This window comes from Rhizobiales bacterium NRL2 (assembly GCA_001664005.1).
GTDB lineage: Bacteria > Pseudomonadota > Alphaproteobacteria > Minwuiales > Minwuiaceae > Minwuia.
Genome location: CP016093.1, coordinates 978,934 through 1,004,433, shown reverse-complemented (window position 1 = coordinate 1,004,433; position 25,500 = coordinate 978,934). Strand labels below are relative to the sequence as shown.

Below are 25,500 nucleotides of genomic sequence, written 5' to 3'. Positions count from 1 at the left end.
GGCGCCTACTCCGCCGCGGCGGCGGCGGCGTCCTCTTCCTCCCAGGCGGAGCGCTTGCGGTAGATCGTCTGCGGCGCGATGCCGAGTAGCGCCGCGGCGGTGCGGATATTGCCGGCGCAGCGTTCGATCGCGTTCTCGATGTAGTCGCGTTCGACCGCGGCCAGCGGCCGGATCTCCTCGGACAGCGACTGCACATCGGCGCGGCGCTCCGGGCGCGGCGGTCCCGTCTCGGGTTCCGCCGCCGATGCCGCGGCCGGCGGGGGTGGCGCCAGCGCTTCCACCTTCTGCAGGTTGGCCGGCAGCATCTCCGGCGTCACCGTCTCGGCGTCGTTCAGGACCACGATGTTGTGCACCGCGTTCTGCAGTTCGCGCACATTGCCGGGCCACTCATGCGCCATCAGGATCGCCGCGGCCGCCGGCCCGAAGGCGCGGAAGCTCTTGCCTTCCTGCTCGGCGTAGCGGCGCAGGAAGGTCTCCGCGATCCGGAGAATGTCGTCGTCGCGCTCCCTGAGCGGCGGCAGGTGCATCGGGATCACGTGCAGCCTGTAGTAGAGATCCTCGCGGAACCGGCCCGCCTTGACCTCCGCCATCGGTTCCTTGTTGGTGGCGCAGATCACCCGCACGTCCACCTTCTCGACCTTCGAGCTGCCGACCTTGCTGTAGGTCTCGGTCTGGATGAAGCGCAGCAGCTTGGCCTGCAGGTCCAGGTCCATCTCGCAGATCTCGTCGAGGAACAGCGTGCCCCCGTCGGCCATCGCCGCTGCGCCCTCGCGCTCGCCCAGGGCCCCGGTGAAGGCGCCCTTCACATGACCGAAGATCTCGCTCTCCATCAGATCGTGGGGGATCGCGGCGCAGTTGATGGCGATGAAGGGCTTGTCGCGGCGCGGGCTGCGGTTCTTGATCGCCTCGGCGCAGACCTCCTTGCCGGTGCCGCTTTCGCCGGTGATGAAGACGGTGGCCTTGGACGACGCCGCGGCCTCGATGATGCGGTAGACCGCCTGCATGCACAGCGCGCTGCCGACGAAGCCCTCGAATCCGCCGCGGTCGATCTCAGTGCGGTAGGTCTCGACGATCTCCTTGAGCTTGGTCGTCTCCAGGACGTTGCGCAGCGTGACCTTCAGCCGGTCGGCGGTGAACGGCTTGACGATGAAGTCGGCGGCGCCCAGCCGCATCGCCGTCACCGCCGTCTGCACCGACCCGTGGGCGGTGATCACGATGACGCTACTGCCCTCATCCAACGAGCCGACATGGCGCAGGATCTCCATGCCGTCCATGTCCGGCAGCCTGAGGTCCAGCAGGATGACGTCGGGCCGCCCCTTCTCCAGCTCGGCCAGGGCTTCGGCGCCGGTCTCGACGTGGCGGATGTCATAGGGTTCGTCGCGCAGGAACTGGATATAGCTCCGCGCCAGCGTCGGCGTGTCCTCGACGAGCAGAATCTGAGACTTCGCCGTGCGGCTCATCGGCCTGTCGTCCCCCAAAGCGCTGAAGGCCGCGTCGGCGTCCGGCTTCTGCCGCCGTCCGGTTCACCGTTCCCCGCGACCGCCAATTTTCGGTCATTGCCCGAAGTTGTCGCATGATAGAATGTCGCTGACAATGCAGCTTCAAGGCCCAGAATCGGATCGCGCGGCCGCCGCTCCGGGCGCTCGGGACGTCAAGCGGACAGGCGTGAACAGAACGCTGGCGGTCCTGCTCGCGACCGTCGTGGTGCTTCTCTCCACCACGGTCTTCTCGGTGCTGACGCTGCGCAAGGAATACAACGCCAGTTCCAGCCGCTATGACAGCATCGTCTGGGGTGCTTCGCACACGCGCACGGAACTCTCGCTGTTTCTCGCCGCGCTCGACACCTACGTGCTCGGCACCTCGGGCATGAGCCAGGCCGAGTTCCAGCAGCGCTACAACTACCTGAAACAGCGCCTGCCCGTGTTTCTCCAGGCCATGCGCTCGGACCGGGACGACGCGCTCGGCGCCGGCGACCTGGCGAGCGGCATCCAGGATCGTCTGCGCGCCAACGATGCCCGGCTGCACAATCTGGAAGCCGGCGACTACCGGGCCTACAACCAGCTTCGCAACGACCTGCTGCCGCTGTTCAACGCACTGCAGCAGCTCTCCAATTCCTCGGAGCTGACGGTCACACAGTCGCGCGCCGACCGGTTGCGGCCGATCTACCTGGAACTGCTGATCTCGGCGATCGCCACCATGGCGGCAGCGGCGCTGCTGGTGCTGCTGCTGATCCGGGAAATCCGCCGAACCACCCGTCTCTACCGCCAGGTCTCCGCCGCCGAGGCGCGCGCCAACGCCGCCCGGACGCAGCTGCTGGAAGCGATCGAGGCGATGAACGACGGATTCGCCCTCTACGACGAGAACGACCGCCTGATCCTGTTCAACACCAAATACCGCGAGCTCTACAGCAGCGCCGGTCAGGCGGGCATCGAAACCGGCCAGCGCTTCGAGGACATCATGCGGCGCACAGCCAGCCGCCACATCGTCGACGCCACCACCGACCCGGAAGCCTGGGTCGCCTGGCGGGTGGCGCGCCACCGCGAGCCCGGCGGCCCCTTCGAGCAGGAGCTGGTGGACGGCCGCTGGATCCTGGTCGGCGAGTTCCGCACCGACGAGGGCGGCCGGGTGAGCGTGCATACCGACATTACCGCGCAGAAGGACAATGAAGAGGCCCTGCGCGAGGCCAAGGAGCGGGCCGAGGACGCCAATGTCGCCAAGTCCCGCTTCCTCGCCATGATGAGTCACGAGATACGCACGCCCATGAACGGCGTGCTGGGCATGACCAACCTGTTGCTGGAAACCGGGCTGAGTGGCGAACAGCACCAGTACGCCGAGACCGTCCACAAGTCCGGCGAGGCGCTGCTGACCATCATCAACGACATCCTCGACTTCTCGAAGCTGGAGGCCGGGCGGCTGGAGCTGGAGGAGGTCGCCTTCGACCTGGAAGACCTGGCCGACGGCGTGGCCGACCTGCTTTCGGCGCGCGCCTTCGAACGCGGCACCGAGATCGCGGTGATCTACGACCCGGACCTGCCCAAGCGCTTCTACGGCGATCCCACGCGTATCCGCCAGGTGCTGCTGAACTTCGCCGGCAACGCCATCAAGTTCACCGAGACCGGCGGCGTCACCATCGAGATCCTGCTGGCCGGCAGCGAGAACGACCGTCCGAAGCTGCGTTTCAACGTCACCGATACCGGGATAGGCATTCCTCAGGACCGCCAGGATGCCCTGTTCCAGGAATTCACCCAGGTCGACGCCTCGACGGCGCGGCGCTATGGCGGGACGGGCCTTGGCCTCGCCATCTCCAGGCGCCTGGTCGACCTGATGGGCGGGGATATCGGGCTGGACAGCGAGGTCGGCCGGGGCAGCACCTTCTGGTTCGAAGCCACGCTGGGCGTCGCGGACGTGGCGCACAGGGGCGAGGCCCACGAGATGGTGGACCGGCTGAGCGCCATGCTCAGGGGCCGGCAGGCGGCGATCCTGGCCACGAATCCTGTCCTGCGGGAGGGGATGGCGGCGCGCCTGCGCGGCCTGGGCCTGCTGATCGCCCACAACGCCGCTTCCCTCGATGCGCCGTCCCGCACGGTCGATCACCTGGTGATCGACGGGGGCCTGGCCGAACACGCCGGCGCCGCGGACATCGCCCGGCTGCGCAGCCGCGTCGGCGGCCGCATGGTGGTGGCGATCGACCCGTCCCAGCGCGGCCGCGCCGAGCAGATCCTGGCCCGGGGCTTCGACCAGTTCCTGCTTCGCCCGCCCCGGCCGCTCGCCCTCGCCCAGGCGCTGACCGGGCGCGACAGCGCCGCGGAGGCCCATGCCGCCGCCACGATCGAGCAAATAGGCGACGAGGCTGCGCTGGGTGCGCGGGTGCTGGTGGCCGACGACAACCGCATCAACCTGCAGGTGGCCAGGGTGATGCTGGAGAAGGCGGGCTACGCGGTCACCGCGGTCGAGGACGGCGCCGGCGCTCTGGCCGCCATCGGCGAGAACGACTTCGAGGTGGTGCTGATGGACGTGCAGATGCCGGACATGGACGGATTCGAGGTCACCACCGCGATCCGCGCCCTGGACGGCGCCAGGGCCGCGACGCCGGTGGTCGCGGTGACGGCCAACGCCATGCCCGAACACCGCGAGGAATGCCTGTCGAAGGGCATGGACGACTTCATCGCCAAACCCTTCGACAAGATCGAGTTGCTGCAGCTCGTCGCCAAGTGGGCGCTGATCGGCGCGGCCGGTACCGGCGGCCCGCCGAACACGGGAACGGTGGCGGGCGCGCCGATCGCCGATGCCGGGCCGGTTCCCGCCGGCGCGGCGCCGGAACCGGCCGGCGAGGCGGAAGGATCGATGATCGACCGCGCGATCCTCGACCAGTTCGGCGAGGATGTCGGTCAGGACTACCTGCCCGAACTGCTGCGCGATTTCATGCTGGATACCCAGGATCGGCTGGAACGGCTGTCCGAGCCCCTGGACGATGCCAGCGCCGACCGGCTGGGGCGGGAGGCCCACAGCCTGAAGAGCAGCGCCGGCACCGTCGGCGCCGTGTCACTTTCCGAGGCAGCCGCAAAAATTGAACGATTGTGTGACGACGGGCCGCTGGAAGATGCCCGCCAGGCGATAGAGGAAATCCGCACCATCGCGGAGCGAACGCTGGCGGAGATGGGCCGGATGATCGAGCAGCGGGCCGCCTGAACGGGGCCCGCGCCCGTCGTGATTGCATGGCGCGAAGCTTGCTTCATGAGACGTCGACGGATGATGAAAACGATCCGCCCAGCGCCTATGATCGAGGCGAGCCAAGGAAAGCCGTGATGGAACAGCGCCCGGACAACGCACGTACGATCGAGGCCGAAGCCGTCTTCAGCGAAAGCGAGACGGCCGGTTCCGCCTTCGTCGTGCCCGGCCTCGCGGCCTCGACGGCCCCCGAAGCGCCGACACCGCTGGTTCAGGCCCAGGCCACGGCCGGCGGCGAAGGACCGATCAGCGTGGAGAACGTGCGCGGCGAGGTTCTGATCATCGGCGTCGACGGCCGCCAGTTCCAGGCCGCGCCGGGTCAGAAGCTCAGCCCCGGCGACGTGGTCATGACCCAGGGCGACGGCGCGCTGGAGATTACCCTGACCGATGGCACCAGGCTGTTCTTCGACAGCGAGAGCCGGGTCCTGATCGAGGAGCCGGCAGAAGCCGCGGCCAAGCCTCAGTTCTTCGTCATCCAGGGCGAGTTCTCCGTCGACAACCGCGATTCGACGGAGGGGCCGGCGAGCGAGCTTCTGGTGCGCACGCCGGTCGCCTCCGTGACCGTCAAGGGCGCGCGGATGATCGGCAAGGCCGCGCCGGAGGCCCAGGCCAACACCTTCGTGCTGCTGCCCAATGCGGGCGGCGCGGCCGGCGCGCTGGCCGTCGCCACCGCCGGCGCAGTGGTGACGCTCGATCAGCCGCTGCAGGGCCTGCAGGTGCTCTCGTTGTTCCGCGAACCGACCCGCATCCCCGAGGTCGATGCGCAGCTGCTCACCGCGGAGTTCGGCGACGGCGTGCTGGCCTATTCCGACATCGCCGGCGATTTCGAGATCGCGCGCACCGACACGGACGGCTTCTTCAGCCGGCTGGGCGACGTCTTCGGGATCACCGAGGCCCAGGCCGACCCGATCATCGAAGGCGGCGAGGCGGTCGGTGACGGCGGCTCGGACACGGAGGTCGTGGGCGACACCGGCGAGGACGATCTGCAGGACCGCAATGACGAGGACGAGATCGGCAACAACGACGGCGACGACGACAATGAAATCGATGTCGCCTTCGACGGCGCCGAGGAAGTCGATGTCGCCAATGGCGGTGTCTTCAATGTCACCGGCGGCGCGGGCGACGACACGCTGACGGTCGCCGCCGATCAGGTGAACGCGAATACCGTCACCCTGGACGAGGTCGGCGGACGCGCGGTGCTCGCCTTCGGCAACGGCGCGCAGGTCAACATCGACGAGGTCGAGACCCTCGCGGTCAATCTGGGCGCGGCGAGCGACGAGATCGCCATCGGCAATCTGGGCGGAACCGACATTTCCGACAACACGGTGATCCTCGATCTCGGCGGCGGGGACGACTCGGTGGCCGCGGCCGATATCGGCAAGACGCTCGAGGTGACCGCCGGGACCGGCAACGACACTGTGGTCGCCGGCGCGCTGAACGATTCTCTGGACGGCGGCGCGGGAGACGACAGCCTGACGGGCAATGCCGGCGACGACACACTCGACGGCGGCGACGGCGACGACATCCTCTTCGGCGGCACAGGCGACGATTCGCTCATCGGCGGCGCCGGAAGCGACCGCGCGGTCTATGCCAGCGGTTCCGCCGACTTCAATGTCTCCGCGGCAGACGATGGCAGCACCATCGTGCTGGAGGACACCACCGGCGCGGAAGGGACCGACACCCTCGCCAACGACATCGAAACGTTGGAGTTCCAGGGCGACGCGCGGCTGCTCGACGTGGTCTTCGGCACGGCCGCTGGCGACAGCCTGACAGGCGGCGGGAACGACGAATTCCTGGCCGCCCTGGCCGGGAACGACACCGTGGCCGGCGGCGGCGGAGCCGACGTGCTGGCCGGCGGCAGCGGCGGAGATCAGCTCTCGGGCGACGCCGGCGACGACCTGATTGGCGGCGAGGCCGGCGACGACACGATGACCGGTGGCGCAGGCGACGACAGGCTGTTCGGCGGCGATGGCGCCGACCGGGCCGTCTATGCCGGCAATGCGGGAAACTTCGTGGCGACCGGCGATGACGAGGGCAGCCGGCTCACCCTGGCCGACAGCGTCGGCGGCGAGGGCGCCGACATCCTCGGCAGCGACATCGAAACCATCGACTTCGCCGATATCACCGTCGATGTCACCCTTGGCGACGCCACGGCGCAGAACCTGACAGGCGACGCCGGCAACAACCTCATCGGCGCCGGCGGGGGCGCCGACACCGTGGACGGCGGCGACGGTATCGACATCGTCTCCGGCGGCGGCGGCGCGGATTCCCTCGTCGGTGGCGCGGGCGGCGACAGCCTGTTCGGCGATGCGGGCGACGACACCCTGACCGGCGGTGCGGGCGACGACCTGCTCTCGGGCGGCGCGGGCACCGACCGGGTGAACTACACCGGCGAGAACACGGGCTTCGCCTTCGCGGTGGACGAAGCCGCCGCACGCCTGCAGGTCACCGACACGGTGGGCGCGGAAGGCGCCGACGCGGTGGCGCTGGACGTCGAGATCCTGGCCTTCAGCGTCGACGGGGCCGGCGACGATGTGCTGTTCGACGTCACGGGCGGCACCGCCGCGGGCGAAGCGCTCGACCTCGGCGCGGACAACGACATCGCGGCGGGTCTGGCCGGCGACGACACGCTGACCGGCAATGGCGGCAACGACATCCTGTTCGGCGGTTCGGGCGACGACGTCGCCGCCTATGCCGGTGCCATCGGCGATTTCAACCTCGGTTTCTCCGACGACGGCGCCTTCGTCTTCGTCGCCGACCAGTCCGGATCCGAAGGCTCCGACACCGTTTCCAACGATGTCGAGCAGTTCGACTTCGCCGGTGAGGTCTTCTCGATCCAGGGCGGCACCGCTGCAGGCGACACGCTGTCGGGCACCGCAGGACGGGACTTCATCGTTGGTCTGGCCGGACAGGACAGCATCACCGGCGAGGCCGGCGACGACCTTCTGGCCGGCGGCGTCGGCAACGACACGCTGGCTGGCGGGACCGGCAACGACACGCTGCAGGGGTCCGATGGAGACGACTCGCTGATCGGCGGCGACGGGCTCGACACCGCCGACTTCTCGGACGCCGGCGGCGCGGTCAATGTCGACCTGAACGCGGGCACGGCGAGCGGCGACGGCACGGACACGCTGAGCGGGATCGAGAACATCGTCGGAGGCGCGCAGGCCGACACGCTGACCGGGGACGCCCAGGCCAACGCCATCGAAGGCGGCGTCGGCGGCGATTCGATCACCGGCGGCGCGGGCAATGACAGCCTTTCCGGTGACGCCGGCGGCGACACGCTGTTCGGCGGCCTGGGCGACGATTCCTTCGACGGCGGCATCGGCTTCGATTCGGCCGACTACCGCGACAGCGCCACGCCGGTGAACGTCGACATGTCCGCCGGCGGCGGTTCGGGCACAGTGACCGGCGAAGGCGCGGACACCCTGACGTCGATCGAGCGGGTCTTCGGTTCCGCCGGCAACGACACCTTCACCGGCAGCGACGGCAACGACAACTTCGTCGGCCGCGGCGGCGACGACCTGCTGATCGCCAGCCTGGGCAACGACACGCTGAACGGCGCGGCCGGCAACGACACCGCCGACTTCTCCAATCTGACCGGCGCGTTCCAGATCGACCTTACGGGCAACAGCGCCACGCTGGATGCGAACAGCTATACCGTACTTGGTCTGGAGACGATCATCGGCACCGCCGGCGACGACACCATGACCGGCGATGCAGACAACAATCGCCTCGAAGGCGGCCAGGGCGCGGATTCGATCAACGGCGGCGGCGGCGCGGATACCCTGCTCGGCGGCGCGGGCAACGACACCATCGCCGGCGGCGACGGCAATGATTCGATCAATGGCGGCGCAGGCAATGACAGTCTCGACGGCGGCGCCGGCAACGACACGCTCGACTTCTCCGACGCCACCGAAGGCGTCGCCGTCGACCTGATCGGCGGCCTGGCCGCCAGCACGGCGACAGGCACCGACACGGTCACCGGCTTCAACGGCGTCACCGGCGGGGCCGGCGACGACTCGATCCGCGGCAGCGCCGACGCCGACACCATCGTCGGCGGCGAGGGCGACGACCTGATCATCGGCGAGGGCGGGAACGATAGCCTGGACGGGGGCGCGGGCAGCAACACACTGAGTTTCGCCACCGCTTCCGCCGACCTGATCGTCGACATGACGGCGGGCACCGCAGCCGGCGCGGAGACCGGCTCCGACGGCTTTGCCAACTTCACTACCGTCATCGGCGGGGCGGGCGCGGACTTCATCTCCGGCGACGCCGAGCGCAATTTCCTTCTCGGCGGCGCGGGTAACGACACGCTGAACGGCGGCGGCGAACGCGACACGCTGCGCGGCGGCGCGGGCGACGACGTCCTGAACGGCTCCGACGCGGAAGTGGATGTCGCCGACTATTCCGACGCCACCGAGGATCTCACGCTGGCGCTGGGAGCTGTCACGGACATTAGCACCACCGTGACCACCAACGACCTCGGCACCGACACGCTGTTCTCCATCGATGGATTCATCGGCGGCACGGGCAACGATTCGATCACCGGCAATGCCGGGATCAACCGCCTCGGCGGCGGTGACGGCAACGACACCCTGATCGGCGGCGATGGAGCCGACGTGATGTTCGGCGATGCCGGAAATGACAGCGTCGAAGGTGGAAATGGCGACGACTTCATATTCGGCGGGATCGGCGACGACACGATCGACGGGGGCGCGGACGATCTAGGCGTCGCAGTCGACAGCATCGGCGACGTCATCAGCTATTTCGGTCTCGGCACCGGCGTAGATATCGACCTGGCCGCGGGAACGGCAATCGGTGCGGATGCCGGCACTGATGTCGTCACCAACTTCGAAGCGGCCGTCGGCACCGATCAGGGCGATACCCTGTCCGGCAATGCCAGCAACAACCTGCTGCAGGGCCGGCTGGGCGACGACAGCATTTCCGGGCTCGACGGCGACGACGACATCTTCGGCGATGAGGGTGACGACGTGGTCGAAGGCGGTGCGGGCGCCGATACGCTGCGCGGCGATTTCGGCAACGACACCATCGACGGCGGCGACGGCGACGATCTGATCCAGGCCGACCAGGACGACGACACGGTCTCCGGCGGCGCGGGCAACGACCAGATCTTCGCCGGCAGCGGCGATGACAGCGTCCTGGGCGACGACGGCAACGACGCCATCGAGGGCGGGGCCGGGTCCGACAGCCTGTTCGGCGGACTGGGCGACGATACCCTGACCGAGACCTCCGGCCAGAACCTGATGGATGGCGGCGCGGGCAACGATTCGATCACCGGCGCGGACAACCTGGACACCCTGCGGGGCGGTGAAGGGGCCGACACACTGACCGGCGGCGGCGGAGCCGACGCCTTCCAGTACGACCAGGCGATCGAACACCAGGACGTCATCACCGACTTCACATCGGGCGAGGACCGCTTCCTGATCGACCGAGACGCCTTCGGGATCAACGACGGAGGCAGTGGCACGCTCACCGACGGCGAGAGCTTCGTGCGCGTGGCCGAAGCCCTGATCGACGGCGACACCGAACTCGGCACCGGACAGGCGACCTTCGTCTTCGATTCGAACAACACGCTGCACTTCGACCCCGACGGCGACGGCGCCCAGGCGAGCTTCGAGATCGCCAGCGTGACCGTCTCCAACGGCACGCTTCAGGCCAGCGATTTCGAGATCCAGTAGGCCCGCGGATCAGTAGGCGGCGAGGTCGAGCCGGCCGGTCTCGAACAGCACCCGGAAGACCTGCACCAGCGCGTCGTAGCGCGCCGCCGTGGCCCGGCTGCGCGCGGCGTTGAGCTCGGCCTCGGCGTCGAGCACGTTGACCACCGACTCCCGGCCTGCGGTGCGCAGCTTGCGCCGCGCGGTGAACAGCTCGGAGGCGATGGCGGCGGCGTTGCCGGCCAGCTCCGAGCGTTCGCGCAGCGTGATGAGCTGCTCCCAGGCCACTTCGACGCGCTTGGCGATTTCCAGGCTCAGCGCGGCATGGTTCTCCATGGTCTCGGCGATGCGCCGGCCCGAACGTTCGGTCGCGGCGGCGGTGGCGAAGCCGTCGAACAGCTCCCATTCGGCGCGCACGCCGACAAAGACTTCCTTGCGGTTGCCGGGAATGCCCTCGGCGTCGTTCTCCATCGCGCCTTCTGCGACCACGTTGATCTGCGGGAAGAAGTCGGACATCGCCACCTTGCGCTGCTGGCGGGCCTCCCCGATGGTCTCCTCGCTCTGCTTCATCAGCGGGTTCTCGGCCAGCGCGATGTTGATGGCGGCCTGAAGGTCGGGCGGCAGCAGGTCGTCAGGCGCTTCGGGCGGCGCCATCGAGCCGATCTCCGGCGCGTGGTTGAAAACCGCGTAGTACTCGGCGATCGCCTCCCTGAGTCTGCCTTCCAGCCGCACCCGGGTTTCCTTGGCTGCCTGCAGCCGCGATTTCGACTGCAGCACGTCGACCGAGAGACCGGAGCCCCGGCGCACGCGCTCGTCCTCCAGCGCGAGCTGGCGGCGGATGGTCATTTCCGTCTCCAGCGCGATGTCGACCAGTTCGGTCTGCTTCAGCACGTCGAGATAGGCCGCCGTGCCACGCAGCAGGATCTGCTGATGCGCACGCTCCAGCGCGTAGCCGGACTTGGACTCCCGGGCGATGGCGCCTTTCAGCTGTCCGTCGGTGCGGAAGCCGTCGAAAACCTTCTGGGTGACCGTGAAGCGGCCGATCTCCCGGCTCTGTTCGACGGCCGGCTGGCCGGCGGCGCGGGCCACGGGGCTGTCGACGTTCTCATACCCGTACTCGCCGCTGATGCGCAGTTGCGGCAGGTAGGGCGCACGCGCTTCGGTGACGGCCAGCTGCGACTGCTCGAACCGGCGCTCGGCCGCGCGCACATCCGGATGAGCCTGGAGCACGATCTCCAGCTCCTCCTGCAACGGCGCGGCCTCCGCCGTCGTGGTCAGCGCCAGCGCCACGGCGGCGCCTATTGCGAGATGACGGTACAATCCGCAACCCTATCCCCTGCCGGCGGTCCGCCCCGGAAACCGTCAGGAAATCCGCTGTCGCCGCCGCCGCTTATCCGGTCTATTTAGCACGACGCGTGACTTGAGGCCAATTGGCATCGAACTCGCATGACCCGAAACGATGCAACCGAAGGACGCAGAAGGGCCCATGGCTGAAGGTCGGGAATGGCTGAGGGACGTGCTGGCCCCGGTGCGCCGGCGCATCGGCGAGGTCATCGCCTATTCCTTCATCGTCAACCTGCTGGCCATCGCCGCGCCGATCTTCGTCCTCCAGGTCTACGACCGGGTCGTCTTCCACGGCGGGCTGTCGACCCTGCAGGGCCTGGTGATCGGCATGTTCGCGGCCATCGCCTTCGACTTCGTGCTGCGCCAGGGCCGCGCCCGCCTGCTGCGCTCGGCGGCCGTCGACATGGACGTCGGACTGGCCCGCGCGCTCTACGGCCGCATCACCGCCGCGCCGCTGCCGGTGCTGGAGAGCCGCCCCGCCGCCTACTGGCAGGCGCTGTTCCGCGACGCCGAGGTGGTGCGCAACGCCTTCTCCGGCCTGTCGGCGGTGCTGATCGCCGACCTGCCCTTCGCGCTCTTCTTCGCCGTCGTGATCTTCATCATCGCCCCGCCGGTGGCCTGGGTGCTGCTGGTCGCCTTCCCGCTCTTCATCGGCCTGGCCTGGTGGTCGGGGCGGGTGATGCAGGACGCCAACCGCGAGGAACGCGAGGCCAGCTTCGACCGCGACGCCGTCACCGCCGAACTGATCGGCGGCCGGACCACGATCAAGGCGCTGGCGCTGAAAGGCCCGATGACCGAGGGCTGGGAGGCGCGCCATGTCCGCGCCGTCGACGAATCGGTCCGGCGCGGACGGCAGTCCGACCGCTTCGTGCACATGGGGCTGGGGCTGACGGTTCTGACCACCGTCGCGGTCACCGCCGTCGGCGCGGTGGCGATCCTCAACCAGGAGCTGTCCATCGGCGCGCTGGTCGCGGCCAACATGCTGGGCGGGCGGATCGTCCAGCCCTTCCAGCAACTGATCGGCAACTGGCGCACCTACATGGCCACGCGGCAGTCGCTCAAGCGGCTCGGCGAAGCCTTCGCCATACCCGAGGAGCCCGCCCGCGGCGCCGTCCGTCCGAACGTGCGGGACGGCGTCCTGATGCTGGACGACGTCTCTTTCGGCTACGCGGCGGACCGCCCGCCGGCGGTGCGGAACGTCAGGCTGAAGATCGGCAACGGCCTGCATGCGCTGGTCGGACCCAACGGTTCGGGCAAGACCACGCTGCTGAAGCTGATGCAGGGGCTTTACCGCCCCAGCCACGGCCGGGTGATGCTGGACGAGGCCGACATCGCCCAGTTCGGCCGCGAGGATCTGGCCCGCGCCATCGGCTATGTGCCCCAGCACACCTTCCTTTTCGCCGGCACGATCCGGGAGAACATCGCCATCGGCGACCCTGCCGCCGATGACGGGCTGATCGTGGATGCCGCGCACCTTGCCGGGGCCCATTCGGCGATTTCGGAAATGGCCGACGGCTATGGCGCCCGCATCGGCGAGGGCGGCATGGACCTGCCCGGCGGCGTGCGCCAGCGCATCGCCATCGCCCGGGCGCTGATCGGCAATCCGCCGGTGCTGCTGCTCGACGAGCCGTCGGGCAATCTGGACACCGAGGCCGCGAAGACCCTGGCGCGGAACCTGGAGGCGCTGGCCGAGGACCGCACCATCGTCGTCGTCACCCACAGCCCCGTGCTGCTGGAGGTCTGCCACAACATCATCGCGCTCGACGGCGGCCGCATCGTCGCCGCCGGCCCCGCCGGCCAGGTGCGCGAGCGCATGGAGGCGGCCCGGCGGCTGAAGGAGGTGGAGCGTTGAGCGCGCTGGACGACATGGCGGCCCGCCATCGCCCCCGCGGCGGGGTGATCCTGGCCCGGGCCGCGGCCCTGCTGATCCTGGCGCTGGCCGCTTGGGCGCTGGTCGCCGAACTGGACGAAGTGGCGGTGGCCGAGGGCCTGGTGGTGCCCCAGGGCGACGTAAAGACCGTCCAGCATCTGGAGGGGGGAATCGTCGAGGAGATGCTGGTGTCGGAGGGCGACCGCGTCACGGCGGGCGAGCCGCTGCTCCGCCTCGCCCTCGGCACCGACGCGCAGAGCCCCGAGGGGCTGCGCGTGCGCCTGGACGGCCTGCTGCTGAAGCGCGAACGCCTGCTGGCCGAGGCCGCGGGCACGGAGCCCGCCTTTTCCGCCGAGATCGAGGCGCGGCGGCCGGATCTGGTCCGCGCCGAGCGCCGCGCCTTCCAGGCCAGCCGCTCGGAGTTCGAAAGCACCATCGCCGTGCTGGGCGAGCAGGCGCGACAGAGCGAGGAGGAGGCGCGCGAGTTCGCCGCCGCCCGCGACGCCCGGCGCGAGGAGATCGCGCTCGCCGAGCAGGCGCTGGCGACGCTGGAGGATCTGGCGAAGGACAACCTCGCCTCCCGCCTGGAGGTCAACCAGAAGCAGGGCGAACTGGCGCGTCTCAGGGGCGAGATGGAAAGCCTGAACGCCGCCATCAACCGCGCCAACGCGGCCCGTCGGGAAGCCGTCGAACGCCGCGAGGAGGCCTCGCGCGCCTTTCGCCGGGAGGCCCAGGCGGAACTCTCCGAAGTCGAGGTCGATATCGCCACCGTCACGGACCGGCTGACCGGCGCCGACGACCAGCGCAGCCGCACCGTTGTGCGCAGCCCCATCGACGGGATCGTCGGCGAGATGAAGGTGACGACCATCGGCGGCATCGTCGGTCCCGGCCAGCCGATCCTGGAGATCGTGCCGGTGGGCGGCAACCTGGTGGTCGAGGCACGGCTCCGGCCCGCCGACCGGGGCTTCGTCGACGTCGGCCAGGACGCGACCGTGAAGATCTCGACCTACGACTTCATCCGCTTCGGCGGGCTGGAGGGCCGGGTCGTCCGCATCTCCCCCGATTCCAACATCGACGATCAGGGCCGGCCCTATTTCAAGGTCGTGGTGGAGACGGCGAAGAGCTATCTGGGCGACGAGCCGGGCCGTCTGCCCATCGGGCCGGGCATGGAAGCCACCGTCGACATCCACACCGGCTCCCGCTCGGTCGCCTCCTTCCTGCTCCGGCCCGTCCTGCGCCTGCAGAGCGAGGCGTTCCGGGAGAGGTGACCGGTTGGCGCGCGAGGGATGGCATGGCTGGCTCGCGCGCCTTCTGACTCACGGCGTGGTCATCGCGGGGCAGGCGGCGGCAGAGGCGGCGGGGCATCGCTGCGGTAGGCATCCCTGAGCCGCTCTCTGAGACGCCGGTCGACCCGGTCCTCGCGGCGGTCGTCACGCCTGGCATCGAGATCGTTCGGATCGCCCTGCAACACGTCCCGGCGTTCGTTCAACCGGTCCAGCAGCCGCCCTTCCCGCTCCGCCGAATAGGCTTCGCGCTGGCTTTGGCGATCCCTGAAGTTCTGGCCGCGATCGAGGTTCCGGTCCCTGAAGCGCTCCTCCGGCGGCAGGCGGCGCTGCTTCAGCCGCTCGATCCGCTCGCGCACATCGGCGACCGGATCCTCGCGCAGTTGCGCGGTGGCGGGCGGCGCGGGCGCCGCTGACCATAACATGGCGAGGGCCGCCAGGACCAATGGGCCGGGATACTTCATCCGCTTCCATATCGGTCGAAATCCGCTTCGCGGAAGTGGCGGCTATCTCAGCTTGACCGGAAAGCTGCGATAGCCCCGGAACCGCGCCCGGCCGCCGCGGACGAAATTGCCATTGCGCTCGATATGGCGAAAGCGTGCCAGCAGCCGGCCGATGGCGATCTTCCCTTCCATCCGCGCCAGCGAGTTGCCGAGGCAGATATGCGCGCCCCAGCCGAAGGCCAGGTGGCGGTTCGGCTCACGCGTGATGTCGAGGCGGTCCGGATCGGGGAAGACCGCCGGATCGCGGTTGGCCGCGCCGATGCCGAGATGGATCACGGTGTCGGCCTCCACCGCGCCGCCGTCGAACTCGACCCGCCGCGTCGCCCGCCGCGTGCCGAGCTGGTTGGAGCTTTCGAAGCGCAGGAACTCCTCGATGGCGCTGTCCATCAGCGCCGGATCGGCCCGGAGCCGCGCCAACTCGCCGGGAAAAGCCAGCAGGCCGGCGACGCCGTTGCCGATCAGGTTGGTCGTGGTCTCGTGGCCGGCGTTGAGCAGGAAGATGCAGTTCTGGATCAGCTCCTCCTCGCTCAACCGCTCCCCGTCCACCTCGCCGGCGATCAGGATGGAGAGGATGTCGCCTTCGCTGGGATTGCGGCGGCGTTCGTCGATCAGGTCCTTGAGATAGGCCGAGAAGGCCGCCACGGCCTCGTTGCCGCGGCGCAGCTGTTCGTCGGAAATGGTCGGCTCCAGCGCGCCCAGGATCAGCATCGCCCAGTCGCGCAGCCGCTCCCGGTCCGCCGCCGGCACGCCCAGCATGTCGCAGATCACGCCGACCGGCAGGGCGAAGGCGAAATCGCCGATCAGATCCATCTCGCCGCGTTCCTCGGCGCGATCCAGAAAGCCGTCGACCAGCGCCACGATTCCCGGCTCCATCGAGCGCATGGCGCGCGGCGTGAAGGCCTGGGCGAGCAGCTTGCGCACCCGGGTGTGCAGGGGCGGGTCGTTGAACACCAGGCTGGTGGTGTGATGGACCAGCAGCGGCCCCTCGCCGAACTTCGGCCCGAACTCGCGGCGCTTGTCCGATGACATCGTCCGGTCGCGGTAGCAGGCGATGACGTCTTCGTAACGGCTGAGGAAGACGGACCCGTCCGGCAGGCGGTGGACGGGGCTGTGTTCGCGCAGCGCGTGGTAGACCGGAAACGGATCCTCCAGGTACTCGGGCGTCAGCGCGTAGAGGTTGAACGCTTCCGCCGTTTCCCTGGAGGCCGTGGTCATTTCGCCAGATACCCGCCATCTATCGGCAGTTCGATGCCGGTGACGAACTTGCCGGAATCGGCGACCAGATAGAGCACGCCTTCTGCGATGTCGCGGGCCTCGCCGATGCGCTTCATCGGCGTGTCGCCGATCATCCGCTTCTCGATCATGCCGGCGCCGAACTCCGCTTTCACCGAATCCAGCATGCCGGTCTCGATGAAACCCGGATGAATGGAATTGACGCGGATGGGATAGCCCAGATGCGCGCATTCCATCGCCGCGGCCTTGGTCAGCGTCCGCACCCCGCCCTTGGAGGCCGAATAGGCGCCGATCATCGACGCACCGACGATGCCGTAGATCGACGAGGTCGAGACGATCGAACCGCCTTCGGTCTTCATCGCGCGGATGCCGTGCTTGATGCCCAGGAAGACGCCGTCGATGTTGACGGCCATGTGCGCCTTCCATTCGTCCAGCGCAATGTCTTCCAGCGGCGCGGTCTTCGGCCTGACCCCGGCATTGTTGAACAGGATGGAGACCGTCCCGAGGTCGGCGGCGGCCTTCCCGAAGGCGGCGATCCACTGATCCTCGTCGGCGGTGTCGTGGCGGAGGAAGACGCCGCCGCAGGCTTTCGCGACCTCCCGGCCCAGGTCTTCCTGAATGTCGGTGACCAGCACCTTCGCGCCCTCGTCCGAGAGCAGTTTCGCGGTCGCCGCACCGAGGCCCGACGCCCCGCCGGTGACGATCGCGACACGTCCTTCAACGCGTCCCATGCATTCCCTCCCCTGAAATGACGGCCGCAGGATAATGCGCCCTTCCCCCGTTGGACAGGCCCTGCCGAGCCCCTATGCTCCAGGCGAGTATCTGCACCGGGGAGGCGCGTGAAATGACCGATCTCATCCTGCACCACTACGACATGTCGCCCTTCGCGGAGAAGGCGCGGCTGATGTTGGGGCTGAAGGGCCTGGCCTGGCGCGGCGTGGATATTCCGATAATCATGCCGAAGCCGGATCTCACGCCGCTGACCGGCGGCTACCGCAAGACGCCCGTGCTGCAGATCGGCGCCGATATCTACTGCGATACCGGTCTGATCGCCGAGGAACTGGAGCGCCGCCATCCCGATCCCGGCCTGATGAGCGGCGGCATCGGCCTGGCCCATGCGCTCTCGGCCTTCGCGGAGGGACAGATGTTCTGGACCGTGGCCGGCTTCGTCATCGGCTCCAACGCCGACCGCATGCCCGCCGAGTTCCACGAGGACCGCGCCCGCATGCGCGGCGCGCCGGGCGCCAATGTCGAGAAGCTGAAGGCGGCGGTCGGGATGCACGAGGAACAGCTCAAGCCGCAGCTCGCCTGGGCGGCGGACCTGTTCGCCGACGGCCGCAAGTTCCTGGCCGGCGACGGCGCGGGACTGGCGGACCTGACCCTCTACCACGTGCTCTGGTTCCTGAAGGGCGGTGGCCGCGTGGGCCGGGCGTTGCTGGAGCCGCATCCGGCGCTCGGCGCGTTCATGGAGCGCGTCGCCGCCATCGGTCATGGCGAGAAGACGGAAATGAGCGCCGAAGACGCGCTGGCGGCGGCAATGGCGGCCAGCCCGGAGAGCCCCGCCGGCGTCGACGACAACGCCGAAGGCTGGCGGGCCGGCGACCGCGTGGCGATCGCACCGACCGACTATGCCCGCGATCCCGTGCAGGGCGAACTGGTGACCTACAATGGCGGGGAAATCGCCGTGCGCCGCACCGACGACCGCTGCGGCGAGGTGGTGGTCCACTTCCCGCGGGTCGGCTTCGCCATCAAGCGCGCGGGGTAGATCTCAGGAGCGGCGATTCCCGGGGCCGGCATGAGCCGGAGCCCGGGATCCATGCCTGAGCACCACCGCCGACCATTCTGTTTCCGGAAAGGCTCAGGCATGGGCCCCGGTTCGCGGCGCTGCCGCGTCCAGGGCGCGCCACTTGTGCTACCCCCCGAACGCCTTCTCGCGCTCCTTCACCAGGGCGGTGACGGATTCGTTGACCGGCGCCGGCACGCCGACCCTGAGGCCAGCGCGCGGGATGGCGCCGTTGATGACGTCGATCTCGGAGCGCCGGCCGGCCTGGTGGTCCAGCAGCAGCGAGGGCCTGGCGTCCGGAATCTTGCGCGCGAACGCCCGGATATGGCGGGCCGGGTCCTTTACCCCGGTGTCGATGGCCAGCGCCGTGGCGACGTTGAACGCCTCCTGCGCGCACCACAGGGAGACCACGCTGGCCTCCGGGCTGGCCATGGCCTCCCCGATCGTCAGCCCCGTCAGCGCGCAGGGACCGGAGAAGGCGACGTTGCAGATCAGCTTTTCCCAGATCATGCCGTCCAGGTCGTCGAAGCACTGCGCCTTGAAGCCGGCGTCGGTCCAGACCGCCTCCAGCGCCTTCAGGTCATCGGAAGCCGGCCCGCTGACTTCGCCCAGCCTGACCAGATCCCAGCCATTGTGGTGGGCATGGCCGGGCTCCGGCACGGAAGCGCCGAAACCGCCGATGACGCCGATCTTGACGCGCTCGCGGCCGAGAATGCGCACCGCCTGCTCGGCGCTGCCGAGGCCGTTCTGGATGGGCATGACGATGGTCTTCGCCCCGATCAGCGGCCGCGCCGCCGCCACCGCCTCGGCCACATCCATGGCCTTCGTGGCGATGATGACGAGGTCGCATTCCGGCGCGTCGCCGGGGTTGGTGGTGGCGTTGACCGGCACGGTGCGTTCGCCCGAGGCGCCGGTCAGGGTCAGGCCCTTGCGGCCCATCGCCTCGACATGCTCGGCCCAGCGGTCGATGGCCCAGACCTCGTGGCCGGCGGAGGCGAAAAGCCCGGCATAGACGGAGCCGGTGGCGCCGCAACCCATGATCGCGATCTTCATGAAAACGCTTCCGCTACTGCTACTTGGAGGTTGCCCGGTAGACGCCGTCCCACTCCTCGGGCGGGGGGTTCTCCTTGTACTCGTCGAGACGCGCCTGGTAGATGTCGTCCCAGAGCACGTTCATGTCCGGGCGCATCTCGCGGCACGTATCGAGGTGACGCTGGCTGTCCTCGAAGCGCCGCTCGCGATAGGCCCGGATCATCTCGTCGGTTTCCTTGTAGAGCGCCTGATAGGCGGGATCCTGCGCCATTTCCGGGCCGCCCAGCATGGTGAAGATACGGACCGCCTCGTCCTTGCCCTTCACCGCGATCAGGTCGAGTTCCAGGATGGCGTAGTCCCGCACCTCGTTCGCCGTCAGTTCGCCGATCACGTTCTGGACGCCATAGGACTTGGACTGGCCTTCGATGCGCGCGCCCAGGTTCACCGCATCGCCCAGCACCGAATAGTCGAAGCGCTGTTCGGATCCCATGTTGCCGACCACGCATTCGCCGGTGTTGACGCCGATGCCGATCTTGATGGGAATGAAGGGTCGGCCGTCCTCCTTCGCGTCGACTTCGAGCCGCTTGTTCAGCTCGATCAGGTCGGCCTGCATCATCAGGCAGCTTTCGCACGCGTGGCGGGCGTGATCCGGATCGTCCAGCGGCGCGTTCCAGAACGCCATGATGCAGTCGCCCATGTATTTGTCGATGGTGCCGTGATTGCCCATGATGATGTCGGTCATGGGCGTCAGGAACTTGTTGATCAGCCGGGTCAGGCCCTGCGGATCGCCCTTGAAGCTCTCCGATATCGGCGTGAAGCCGCGGATGTCGCAGAACAGGAAGGACATCGACCTGGTCTCGCCGCCGAGGGTCAGCTTGCTGGGATCTTCGGCAAGCTGCTCGACCAGGGCCGGCGAAAGGTACTGGCTGAAGGCGCCGCGCACCTGCTTCTTCTGCTCCTGCTCGCGGGCGTACTTCTGATAGACCAGCAGCACGAACAGGATGAACAGCGCCGCGACCGGCGTCAGCCCGTCGATCAGGATCGATTCCTCGATGAACAGATAATAGCTGGCGCCCATCAGGATCAGGCAGAAGGGCACGAAGAACAGCGCCGTGGTCATGGCCGAGAGCCTGGGTACGAAGCTGATCAGCACGATGCCGGCGAACAGGATGATCGCCAGCTCGATGGCGTTGGCGATCGATGGCCGGATCAGGAAGGCCTGGTTCTCCACCATGTCCAGCACCTGGGAGTGAACCTCCACCCCGGGCATGGCGCCTTCCAGCGGGGTCGCCCGGATATCCTTGAGGCCCTCCGCCGAGGTGCCGATCATGACATACTTGCCCTGGATCTTCCGGAACAGCTCCTGCTGGCGCTCGGGCGGCAGTTCACCCGCCTTGATGATGTCCTTGGCGGAGATGAATATGTCGGGCTCGTGCTCGGAGAAGCGCACCCAAAGGATGCCGTGTTCGTCGGTCGGGATCACCACCTCGCCGGATTCATTGACCTTGGAGCGCATCTTGATCTGGCTGATGCCGGAGGCCTCGTTGGCCTTCTCGATGATGAAGCCCTTCTCGCCATGGCCGATCCGCAGCATCTCCAGCGTCAGCGCCGGGTAGACCTTCTGGTCATTGTATTCGCCGGGCGGGCCGACGCGGATCAGGGCGGGCACGCGGCGCACCACGCCGTCGGAACTCGGGTCGATGGAGAAGACGCCGAAGCCGGGCGTGGCCTGCTGCAGCACTTCGGTGTTGTAGACGAGGTCGCGGTAGAGCGGCAGCCACACCTTGCCGTTGCCGTTGCGGTAGCCAAGCCGGGGCTCCGCGGGCAGCGGCTGCTCGCGGTTCTCGATCTCCCGGTAGAACGCGGCGCCGCCGAGGACCACCGGGCTCTGGCCGATCACCGAGGCGAAGATCTGGTCATTGCTCGGCATCCCCTTCAGCTGGGCGACCATTTCCGGGGAGAGGTTCTTGTTCGTGGTCGCCCACTCGGCGGGCGAGAGCTTGTCCTTCTCGGGGAAGGTGATGTCGAAGCCGACCACGCGCGCGCCGAGCTGGCCCAGGACCTGGACCATGACGGCGAGATCGTAGCGCGACCAGGGCCACTGGCCGAGCTCCTGCAGGCTTTCCTCGTCGATGTCGACGATGACGGTGTGGCGCTCCGGCGGGACGTAGTTGTCGACCTTCTGGAACTGGTCGAACCAGATGTTCTCGCGCAGGATCTTGGTCGCCGACGGATCGGCGATGCGGATGGCGACGATGCCGCCCAGCACGACGAACGCCAGCCACCGGACCGAGGCGAACTTCCACAGCCTCCTGACGATCTTGCCCATCTGTCCCCTCCTGCCGTTGCCGGCTGTCCTCAGACCCTCATTCGATGACGATCCGGTGTGCAAAATTGCTGCCATCCGAGATCGTGACCTGGGTAAAGCCCATCATCTTCACTAGATCGAGAAAGGTGAAGATTTCCTCCACCTTGAGATCGCGGAACAGCGGCGTACCCCGCGAGATCGCCGTCAGCTGCGCCAGCACGGCGCGCGCCTGATGGATCGTGCGGAATCCGCCCGGTCCGGTAGCGACCAGCAGCAGCTTCTCCGAATCGGCGCCTTTCGCGAACAGGGCGTAGGGCGGCGTATAGGCGCGGCCGAACTGCTCCTGCGTGAACCCTGTGATGAAACTCAGCCGCACGCCGCGGTCGGCGTCGGGCATCATCTCCGCCCGGCTGCCATAGACTTCCTCCGTCACCGGACCGGGATAGTAGTAGCCCTCGTGGCGATCGTCCGCCGAGACGGCGGTCGGAACGGCGAGCAGGATGGCGATGGCGAGCAGGCGCTGGATCATGCGCCGGATGATCGCGCCTCTGCGGTGCGGGCGCAAGCGGGGAGCAGCGGCTGGCGCTCGCCGCGCCCCCGGTTATAGTGTCGGCGCGCCGGGCGGGGGACCGGCAGCGGCAGAGGGGAAGTCAGGAAATGGCGTTGGAACGCATCTCGTTCAAATGGGCGCCGACGCCGGCGGCCGAGAACGCCGCCGAGCAGCTCATCGAGCGCTATGGCGACTGCCCGGCGAACGAGGCCGACGTCATCGTCGCGCTGGGCGGCGACGGCTTCATGCTGCAGACCCTGCACGACTACATGCATCGCGACATCCCGATCTACGGCATGAACAAGGGCACGATCGGCTTCCTGATGAACGAGTTCCAGGAAGACGGCCTGCTGGAGCGGATCAACGCTTCCACCCTGGCCGGGATCCACCCCCTGCGCATGGTCGCCGAACCCGAATCGGGCGGCAGCCAGGAGGCGCTGGCGATCAACGAGGTCTCGCTGCTGCGCCAGACCCGGCAGGCGGCGAAACTGAGAATCCGGATCGACGGCCGCGTGCGCATGGAGGAACTGATCTGCGACGGCATCCTGCTGGCCACGCCGGCCGGCAGCACCGCCTACAACCTCTCCGCTCACGGCCCCATCCTGCCGCTGACCGCCGGCGTGCTGGCGCTGACGCCGATCAGCGCCTTCCGGCCCCGCCGCTGGCGTGGCGCCCTGCTGCCGAAGGATGCGGATGTCGTCTTCGACGTGCGCGAAATCTACAAGCGCCCCGTCAGCGCCGTCGCCGACACCTTCGAGGTGCGCCACGTCAAGCGCGTGACCGTCAGCGAGGCCAAGGACGTGACCATGCGGCTGCTGTTTGACAGCGAACACAGCCTGGAGGAGCGCATCCTCAACGAGCAGTTCGTGCCATGACCGATCCGGCCCTGAAGGCGCGCATCGACCATGCGCTCAGATATCCCTTCGATCCGCCGGGCCGCAGCTATCTGTTCCGCGACGGACGGATGGAGGAGATCGAAGGCTTCGAGGCCGAGGGCCGGGTGCCGGTGGTCGCCTCCGGTTCCAACGGTTCGCCGTTGCGGCTGCGGGAGAAATACGGCGACGCCGGCGAGATCCCGGTCAGCTTCGGCACGATCCGGGACCTGGTGCCGGTCTTCGCGGCGCGGATCACGTCCTACGGCTCGGTGCCGGCGACGCTGGCCGTGCTGGAAGGCGAACGCGCCGGCGTCCACGTGACCTGGCTGACCGAGAACCAGCTCGAGATCATGCACGAGACCGAATCCGTGGGCCGCGGCTACGCCTATTGCCGTCTCGACGGCTTCGAGCTCGACCTCGGCCCTCACGGCCGCCCGGAAAGCGCCTTCGCCTATATCGCACTGCACGGCGCCTTCGCTCCGGACGGCCGCGCCCTGCCGCTGCACTCGGTCAGCCAGCACGAGGCGCAGGCCCACGCCGCCCGCCTCGCCGCCCACGCGGGCGAACTGCACGAATTCGTCGGCCGCAACCTCGCCGATCTGGAACACCGGAGCCGGGCCAACGAAGCGCTGGGCCGCTTCGGCCTGGCCGTCGAACACCCCCGCATCGTGCGGCTGATCTGAGATGGCCCGGCGGCCCGATCGGACGGAATCATGCTGAGCGTCCGGGAGGTCAGCCACGCATATGGCCGCAGGACGGCGCTGGAAGAAGTCGGCTTCGACGTGCCCGCCGGCGCCTTCGCGGTGCTGCTGGGCCCCAACGGCGCCGGCAAATCCACGCTCTACGCACTGCTGACGCGGCTGCTGCCCCTGCAGACCGGCCGCATCGAGGTCGCCGGCCACGGGATCGGGGCGGCCCCGCTTGCCGCCCTGGCGCGGATGGGGGTGGTCTTCCAGTCGCCGACCCTCGACCTCGATCTCAGCGTGCAGCAGAACCTGGCCTACTTCGCCCGGCTGCGCGGCCTGCCGGCGCGGACCGCCCGCGTCCGCATCGATGCGGAGCTGGAGCGTCTGGGCCTGGCCGAACGGCGGACGGAAAAGGTTCGCCAGCTCAACGGCGGCCACCGCCGCCGTCTGGAGATCGCCCGCGCCCTGCTGCACGAACCGGACGTCCTGCTGCTCGACGAGCCGACGGTCGGGCTCGACATCCCCACACGCCGGCGGATCGTCGACGACGTCCACGCGCTGGCCGCCGACAAGGGCGTCACGGTGCTCTGGGCCACGCACCTGATCGACGAGGTCCGCGCCGGCGACCGCGTGATCGTGCTGCACGAAGGCCGTGTCAGGGCGAGCGGAGAGATCATGGCCCTGCTCGACGAACATGACGCCGACGACATCTCGGCGCTGTTCGACGACCTGACGGGCCTGGAGCGCCAGGCGCCCATGCGCGGCGTCAGCCGCCGGGAGGCCGCGCCGTGACGGGCCGCTGGCTCCTGCCCCTGCAGGGCATCCTGATCCGGGAGGCGCTGCGTTTCCTGCAGCAGCGGGAGCGGTTCTTCGCCGCCCTGGTCCGGCCCGTGATCTGGCTGGTGATCTTCGCCGCCGGCCTGCGCGCGGCCATGGGCGGGAACCTCGCCGGCCCGGACGGACAGCCGATCCCCTACGAGCTCTACATCGCGCCGGGACTCTGCGCGATGGTGCAGCTGTTCAACGGCATGCAGAGTTCGCTCTCGCTGGTCTACGACCGGGAGATGGGCTCCATGCGCATGCTGCTGACCACGCCTCTGCCGCGCTGGTACCTGATCTTCTGCCGGCTGCTGGCCGGGACCGTCGTCTCGATCCTGCAGGTCTACGCGTTCCTGATCGTGGCGCTGCTGTTCGGCGTGGCGATCCCCTGGGTCGGGCTGATCGCGGTGCTGCCGGCGCTGGTGCTGACGGGGCTGATGCTGGGCAGTCTGGGCCTGCTGCTGGCCGCCCGCATCCGCCAGCTCGAGAACTTCGCCGGCATCATGAACTTCGTCATCTTCCCGATGTTCTTCCTCTCGCCCGCGCTCTATCCACTGGACGGCATGCGGGCGAGCAGCGAGGCGCTCTACTGGCTGGCCCGGATCAACCCCTTCACCCATGCCGTCGACCTGCTGCGCGGCGCCCTGCACGTGGAGGTGGACGGGGCAGCGCTGGGCTTCACGCTGATCGCGCTGCTCGCCGCCGGCGGTCTGGCCATGTGGGCCTACACCCCGGCTCGGGGGCTGCGCGGCGGCGGCCCGCCGGGGCGGTAGACACTGCCCCGTCCCGGGGCTTGACCCCGGGATCC

The 25,500-nt window shown here is 68.7% G+C and carries 17 protein-coding genes; 9 read left to right on the top strand and 8 right to left on the bottom strand.

Annotated elements, in window-relative coordinates; all coding sequences use genetic code 11:
- Positions 1–5: 5 nt before the first annotated feature.
- The gene (locus TEF_04655) at positions 6–1,460 is read right to left on the bottom strand and encodes a sigma-54-dependent Fis family transcriptional regulator (GenBank protein ANK80156.1); all 1,455 of its coding nucleotides are present in this window, start codon (positions 1,458–1,460) and stop codon (positions 6–8) included.
- A gap of 121 nt (positions 1,461–1,581) precedes the next feature.
- On the opposite strand from TEF_04655, the gene TEF_04650 reads away from it, so the two are divergent.
- On the top strand, positions 1,582–4,689 hold the full coding sequence (locus tag TEF_04650; protein ANK80155.1) for a hypothetical protein: 3,108 nt from the start codon (positions 1,582–1,584) through the stop codon (positions 4,687–4,689).
- Positions 4,690–4,805: 116 nt separating this feature from the next.
- Complete coding sequence (locus TEF_04645; GenBank protein ID ANK80154.1) at positions 4,806–10,430, top strand: hypothetical protein; 5,625 nt, start codon at positions 4,806–4,808, stop codon at positions 10,428–10,430.
- A 9-nt stretch (positions 10,431–10,439) separates the two neighbouring features.
- Here TEF_04645 and TEF_04640 read toward each other — a convergent pair whose 3' ends face one another.
- Complete coding sequence (locus TEF_04640) at positions 10,440–11,696, bottom strand: hypothetical protein (GenBank protein ANK80153.1); 1,257 nt, start codon at positions 11,694–11,696, stop codon at positions 10,440–10,442.
- Between the two features lie 169 nt (positions 11,697–11,865).
- Between TEF_04640 and TEF_04635 the strand changes: the two genes are divergently transcribed.
- Entirely contained in the window at positions 11,866–13,602 is a 1,737-nt protein-coding gene (locus tag TEF_04635) for a hypothetical protein (protein ANK80152.1), read from the top strand.
- Positions 13,599–14,888: a hypothetical protein gene (locus tag TEF_04630; GenBank protein ANK80151.1), complete on the top strand. Its 1,290-nt coding sequence runs from the start codon at positions 13,599–13,601 to the stop codon at positions 14,886–14,888. The genes TEF_04635 and TEF_04630 overlap by 4 nt, the downstream gene beginning before the upstream one ends.
- Positions 14,889–14,947: 59 nt before the next feature.
- On the opposite strand, the gene TEF_04625 is transcribed toward TEF_04630, so the two are convergent.
- From TEF_04625 to TEF_04615, 3 genes are read right to left on the bottom strand one after another with little or no spacing between them, the layout of a single operon-like run.
- A complete protein-coding gene (locus TEF_04625; GenBank protein ID ANK80150.1) occupies positions 14,948–15,349 on the bottom strand; it encodes a hypothetical protein in 402 nt (133 codons plus the stop codon).
- A 60-nt stretch (positions 15,350–15,409) separates the two neighbouring features.
- Entirely contained in the window at positions 15,410–16,621 is a 1,212-nt protein-coding gene (locus tag TEF_04620) for a cytochrome (protein ID ANK80149.1), read from the bottom strand.
- Complete coding sequence (locus tag TEF_04615) at positions 16,618–17,370, bottom strand: hypothetical protein (GenBank protein ANK80148.1); 753 nt, start codon at positions 17,368–17,370, stop codon at positions 16,618–16,620. The genes TEF_04620 and TEF_04615 overlap by 4 nt, the downstream gene beginning before the upstream one ends.
- Positions 17,371–17,483: 113 nt before the next feature.
- Between TEF_04615 and TEF_04610 the strand changes: the two genes are divergently transcribed.
- Entirely contained in the window at positions 17,484–18,404 is a 921-nt protein-coding gene (locus TEF_04610) for a hypothetical protein (GenBank protein ANK80147.1), read from the top strand.
- Positions 18,405–18,551: 147 nt separating this feature from the next.
- Here TEF_04610 and TEF_04605 read toward each other — a convergent pair whose 3' ends face one another.
- From TEF_04605 to TEF_04595, 3 genes are read right to left on the bottom strand one after another with little or no spacing between them, the layout of a single operon-like run.
- On the bottom strand, positions 18,552–19,475 hold the full coding sequence (locus TEF_04605) for a 2-dehydropantoate 2-reductase (protein ID ANK80146.1): 924 nt from the start codon (positions 19,473–19,475) through the stop codon (positions 18,552–18,554).
- A gap of 19 nt (positions 19,476–19,494) precedes the next feature.
- Positions 19,495–21,783 (bottom strand): hypothetical protein, encoded by a 2,289-nt coding sequence (locus tag TEF_04600; protein ANK80145.1) that lies wholly within the window; start codon positions 21,781–21,783, stop codon positions 19,495–19,497.
- Positions 21,784–21,820: 37 nt separating this feature from the next.
- Positions 21,821–22,291 (bottom strand): hypothetical protein, encoded by a 471-nt coding sequence (locus TEF_04595; GenBank protein ANK80144.1) that lies wholly within the window; start codon positions 22,289–22,291, stop codon positions 21,821–21,823.
- A gap of 128 nt (positions 22,292–22,419) precedes the next feature.
- Here TEF_04595 and TEF_04590 point away from each other — a divergent pair, with 128 nt between their 5' ends.
- From TEF_04590 to TEF_04575, 4 genes are read left to right on the top strand one after another with little or no spacing between them, the layout of a single operon-like run.
- Complete coding sequence (locus tag TEF_04590; GenBank protein ID ANK80143.1) at positions 22,420–23,187, top strand: NAD kinase; 768 nt, start codon at positions 22,420–22,422, stop codon at positions 23,185–23,187.
- Positions 23,184–23,870, top strand: coding sequence for a hypothetical protein (locus TEF_04585; GenBank protein ANK80142.1), 687 nt, complete (start codon positions 23,184–23,186; stop codon positions 23,868–23,870). Before TEF_04590 ends, TEF_04585 begins: the two co-directional genes overlap by 4 nt.
- Before the next feature lie 30 nt (positions 23,871–23,900).
- On the top strand, positions 23,901–24,665 hold the full coding sequence (locus tag TEF_04580; GenBank protein ANK80141.1) for an ABC transporter ATP-binding protein: 765 nt from the start codon (positions 23,901–23,903) through the stop codon (positions 24,663–24,665).
- On the top strand, positions 24,662–25,465 hold the full coding sequence (locus TEF_04575) for a multidrug ABC transporter permease (protein ID ANK80140.1): 804 nt from the start codon (positions 24,662–24,664) through the stop codon (positions 25,463–25,465). Before TEF_04580 ends, TEF_04575 begins: the two co-directional genes overlap by 4 nt.
- Positions 25,466–25,500: the final 35 nt, after the last annotated feature.

Bases quoted from the DNA above. Each gene is read 5' to 3' on its own strand.
- TEF_04585 (ANK80142.1), top strand. From the start codon at position 23,184: ATGACCGATCCGGCCCTGAAGGCGCGCATCGACCATGCGCTCAGATAT.
- TEF_04655 (ANK80156.1), bottom strand. From the start codon at position 1,460: ATGAGCCGCACGGCGAAGTCTCAGATTCTGCTCGTCGAGGACACGCCG.
- TEF_04620 (ANK80149.1), bottom strand. From the start codon at position 16,621: ATGACCACGGCCTCCAGGGAAACGGCGGAAGCGTTCAACCTCTACGCG.
- TEF_04615 (ANK80148.1), bottom strand. From the start codon at position 17,370: ATGGGACGCGTTGAAGGACGTGTCGCGATCGTCACCGGCGGGGCGTCG.
- TEF_04635 (ANK80152.1), top strand. From the start codon at position 11,866: ATGCAACCGAAGGACGCAGAAGGGCCCATGGCTGAAGGTCGGGAATGG.
- TEF_04590 (ANK80143.1), top strand. From the start codon at position 22,420: ATGGCGTTGGAACGCATCTCGTTCAAATGGGCGCCGACGCCGGCGGCC.
- TEF_04605 (ANK80146.1), bottom strand. From the start codon at position 19,475: ATGAAGATCGCGATCATGGGTTGCGGCGCCACCGGCTCCGTCTATGCC.
- TEF_04650 (ANK80155.1), top strand. From the start codon at position 1,582: ATGTCGCTGACAATGCAGCTTCAAGGCCCAGAATCGGATCGCGCGGCC.
- TEF_04645 (ANK80154.1), top strand. From the start codon at position 4,806: ATGGAACAGCGCCCGGACAACGCACGTACGATCGAGGCCGAAGCCGTC.
- TEF_04595 (ANK80144.1), bottom strand. From the start codon at position 22,291: ATGATCCAGCGCCTGCTCGCCATCGCCATCCTGCTCGCCGTTCCGACC.
- TEF_04580 (ANK80141.1), top strand. From the start codon at position 23,901: ATGCTGAGCGTCCGGGAGGTCAGCCACGCATATGGCCGCAGGACGGCG.
- TEF_04610 (ANK80147.1), top strand. From the start codon at position 17,484: ATGACCGATCTCATCCTGCACCACTACGACATGTCGCCCTTCGCGGAG.
- TEF_04600 (ANK80145.1), bottom strand. From the start codon at position 21,783: ATGGGCAAGATCGTCAGGAGGCTGTGGAAGTTCGCCTCGGTCCGGTGG.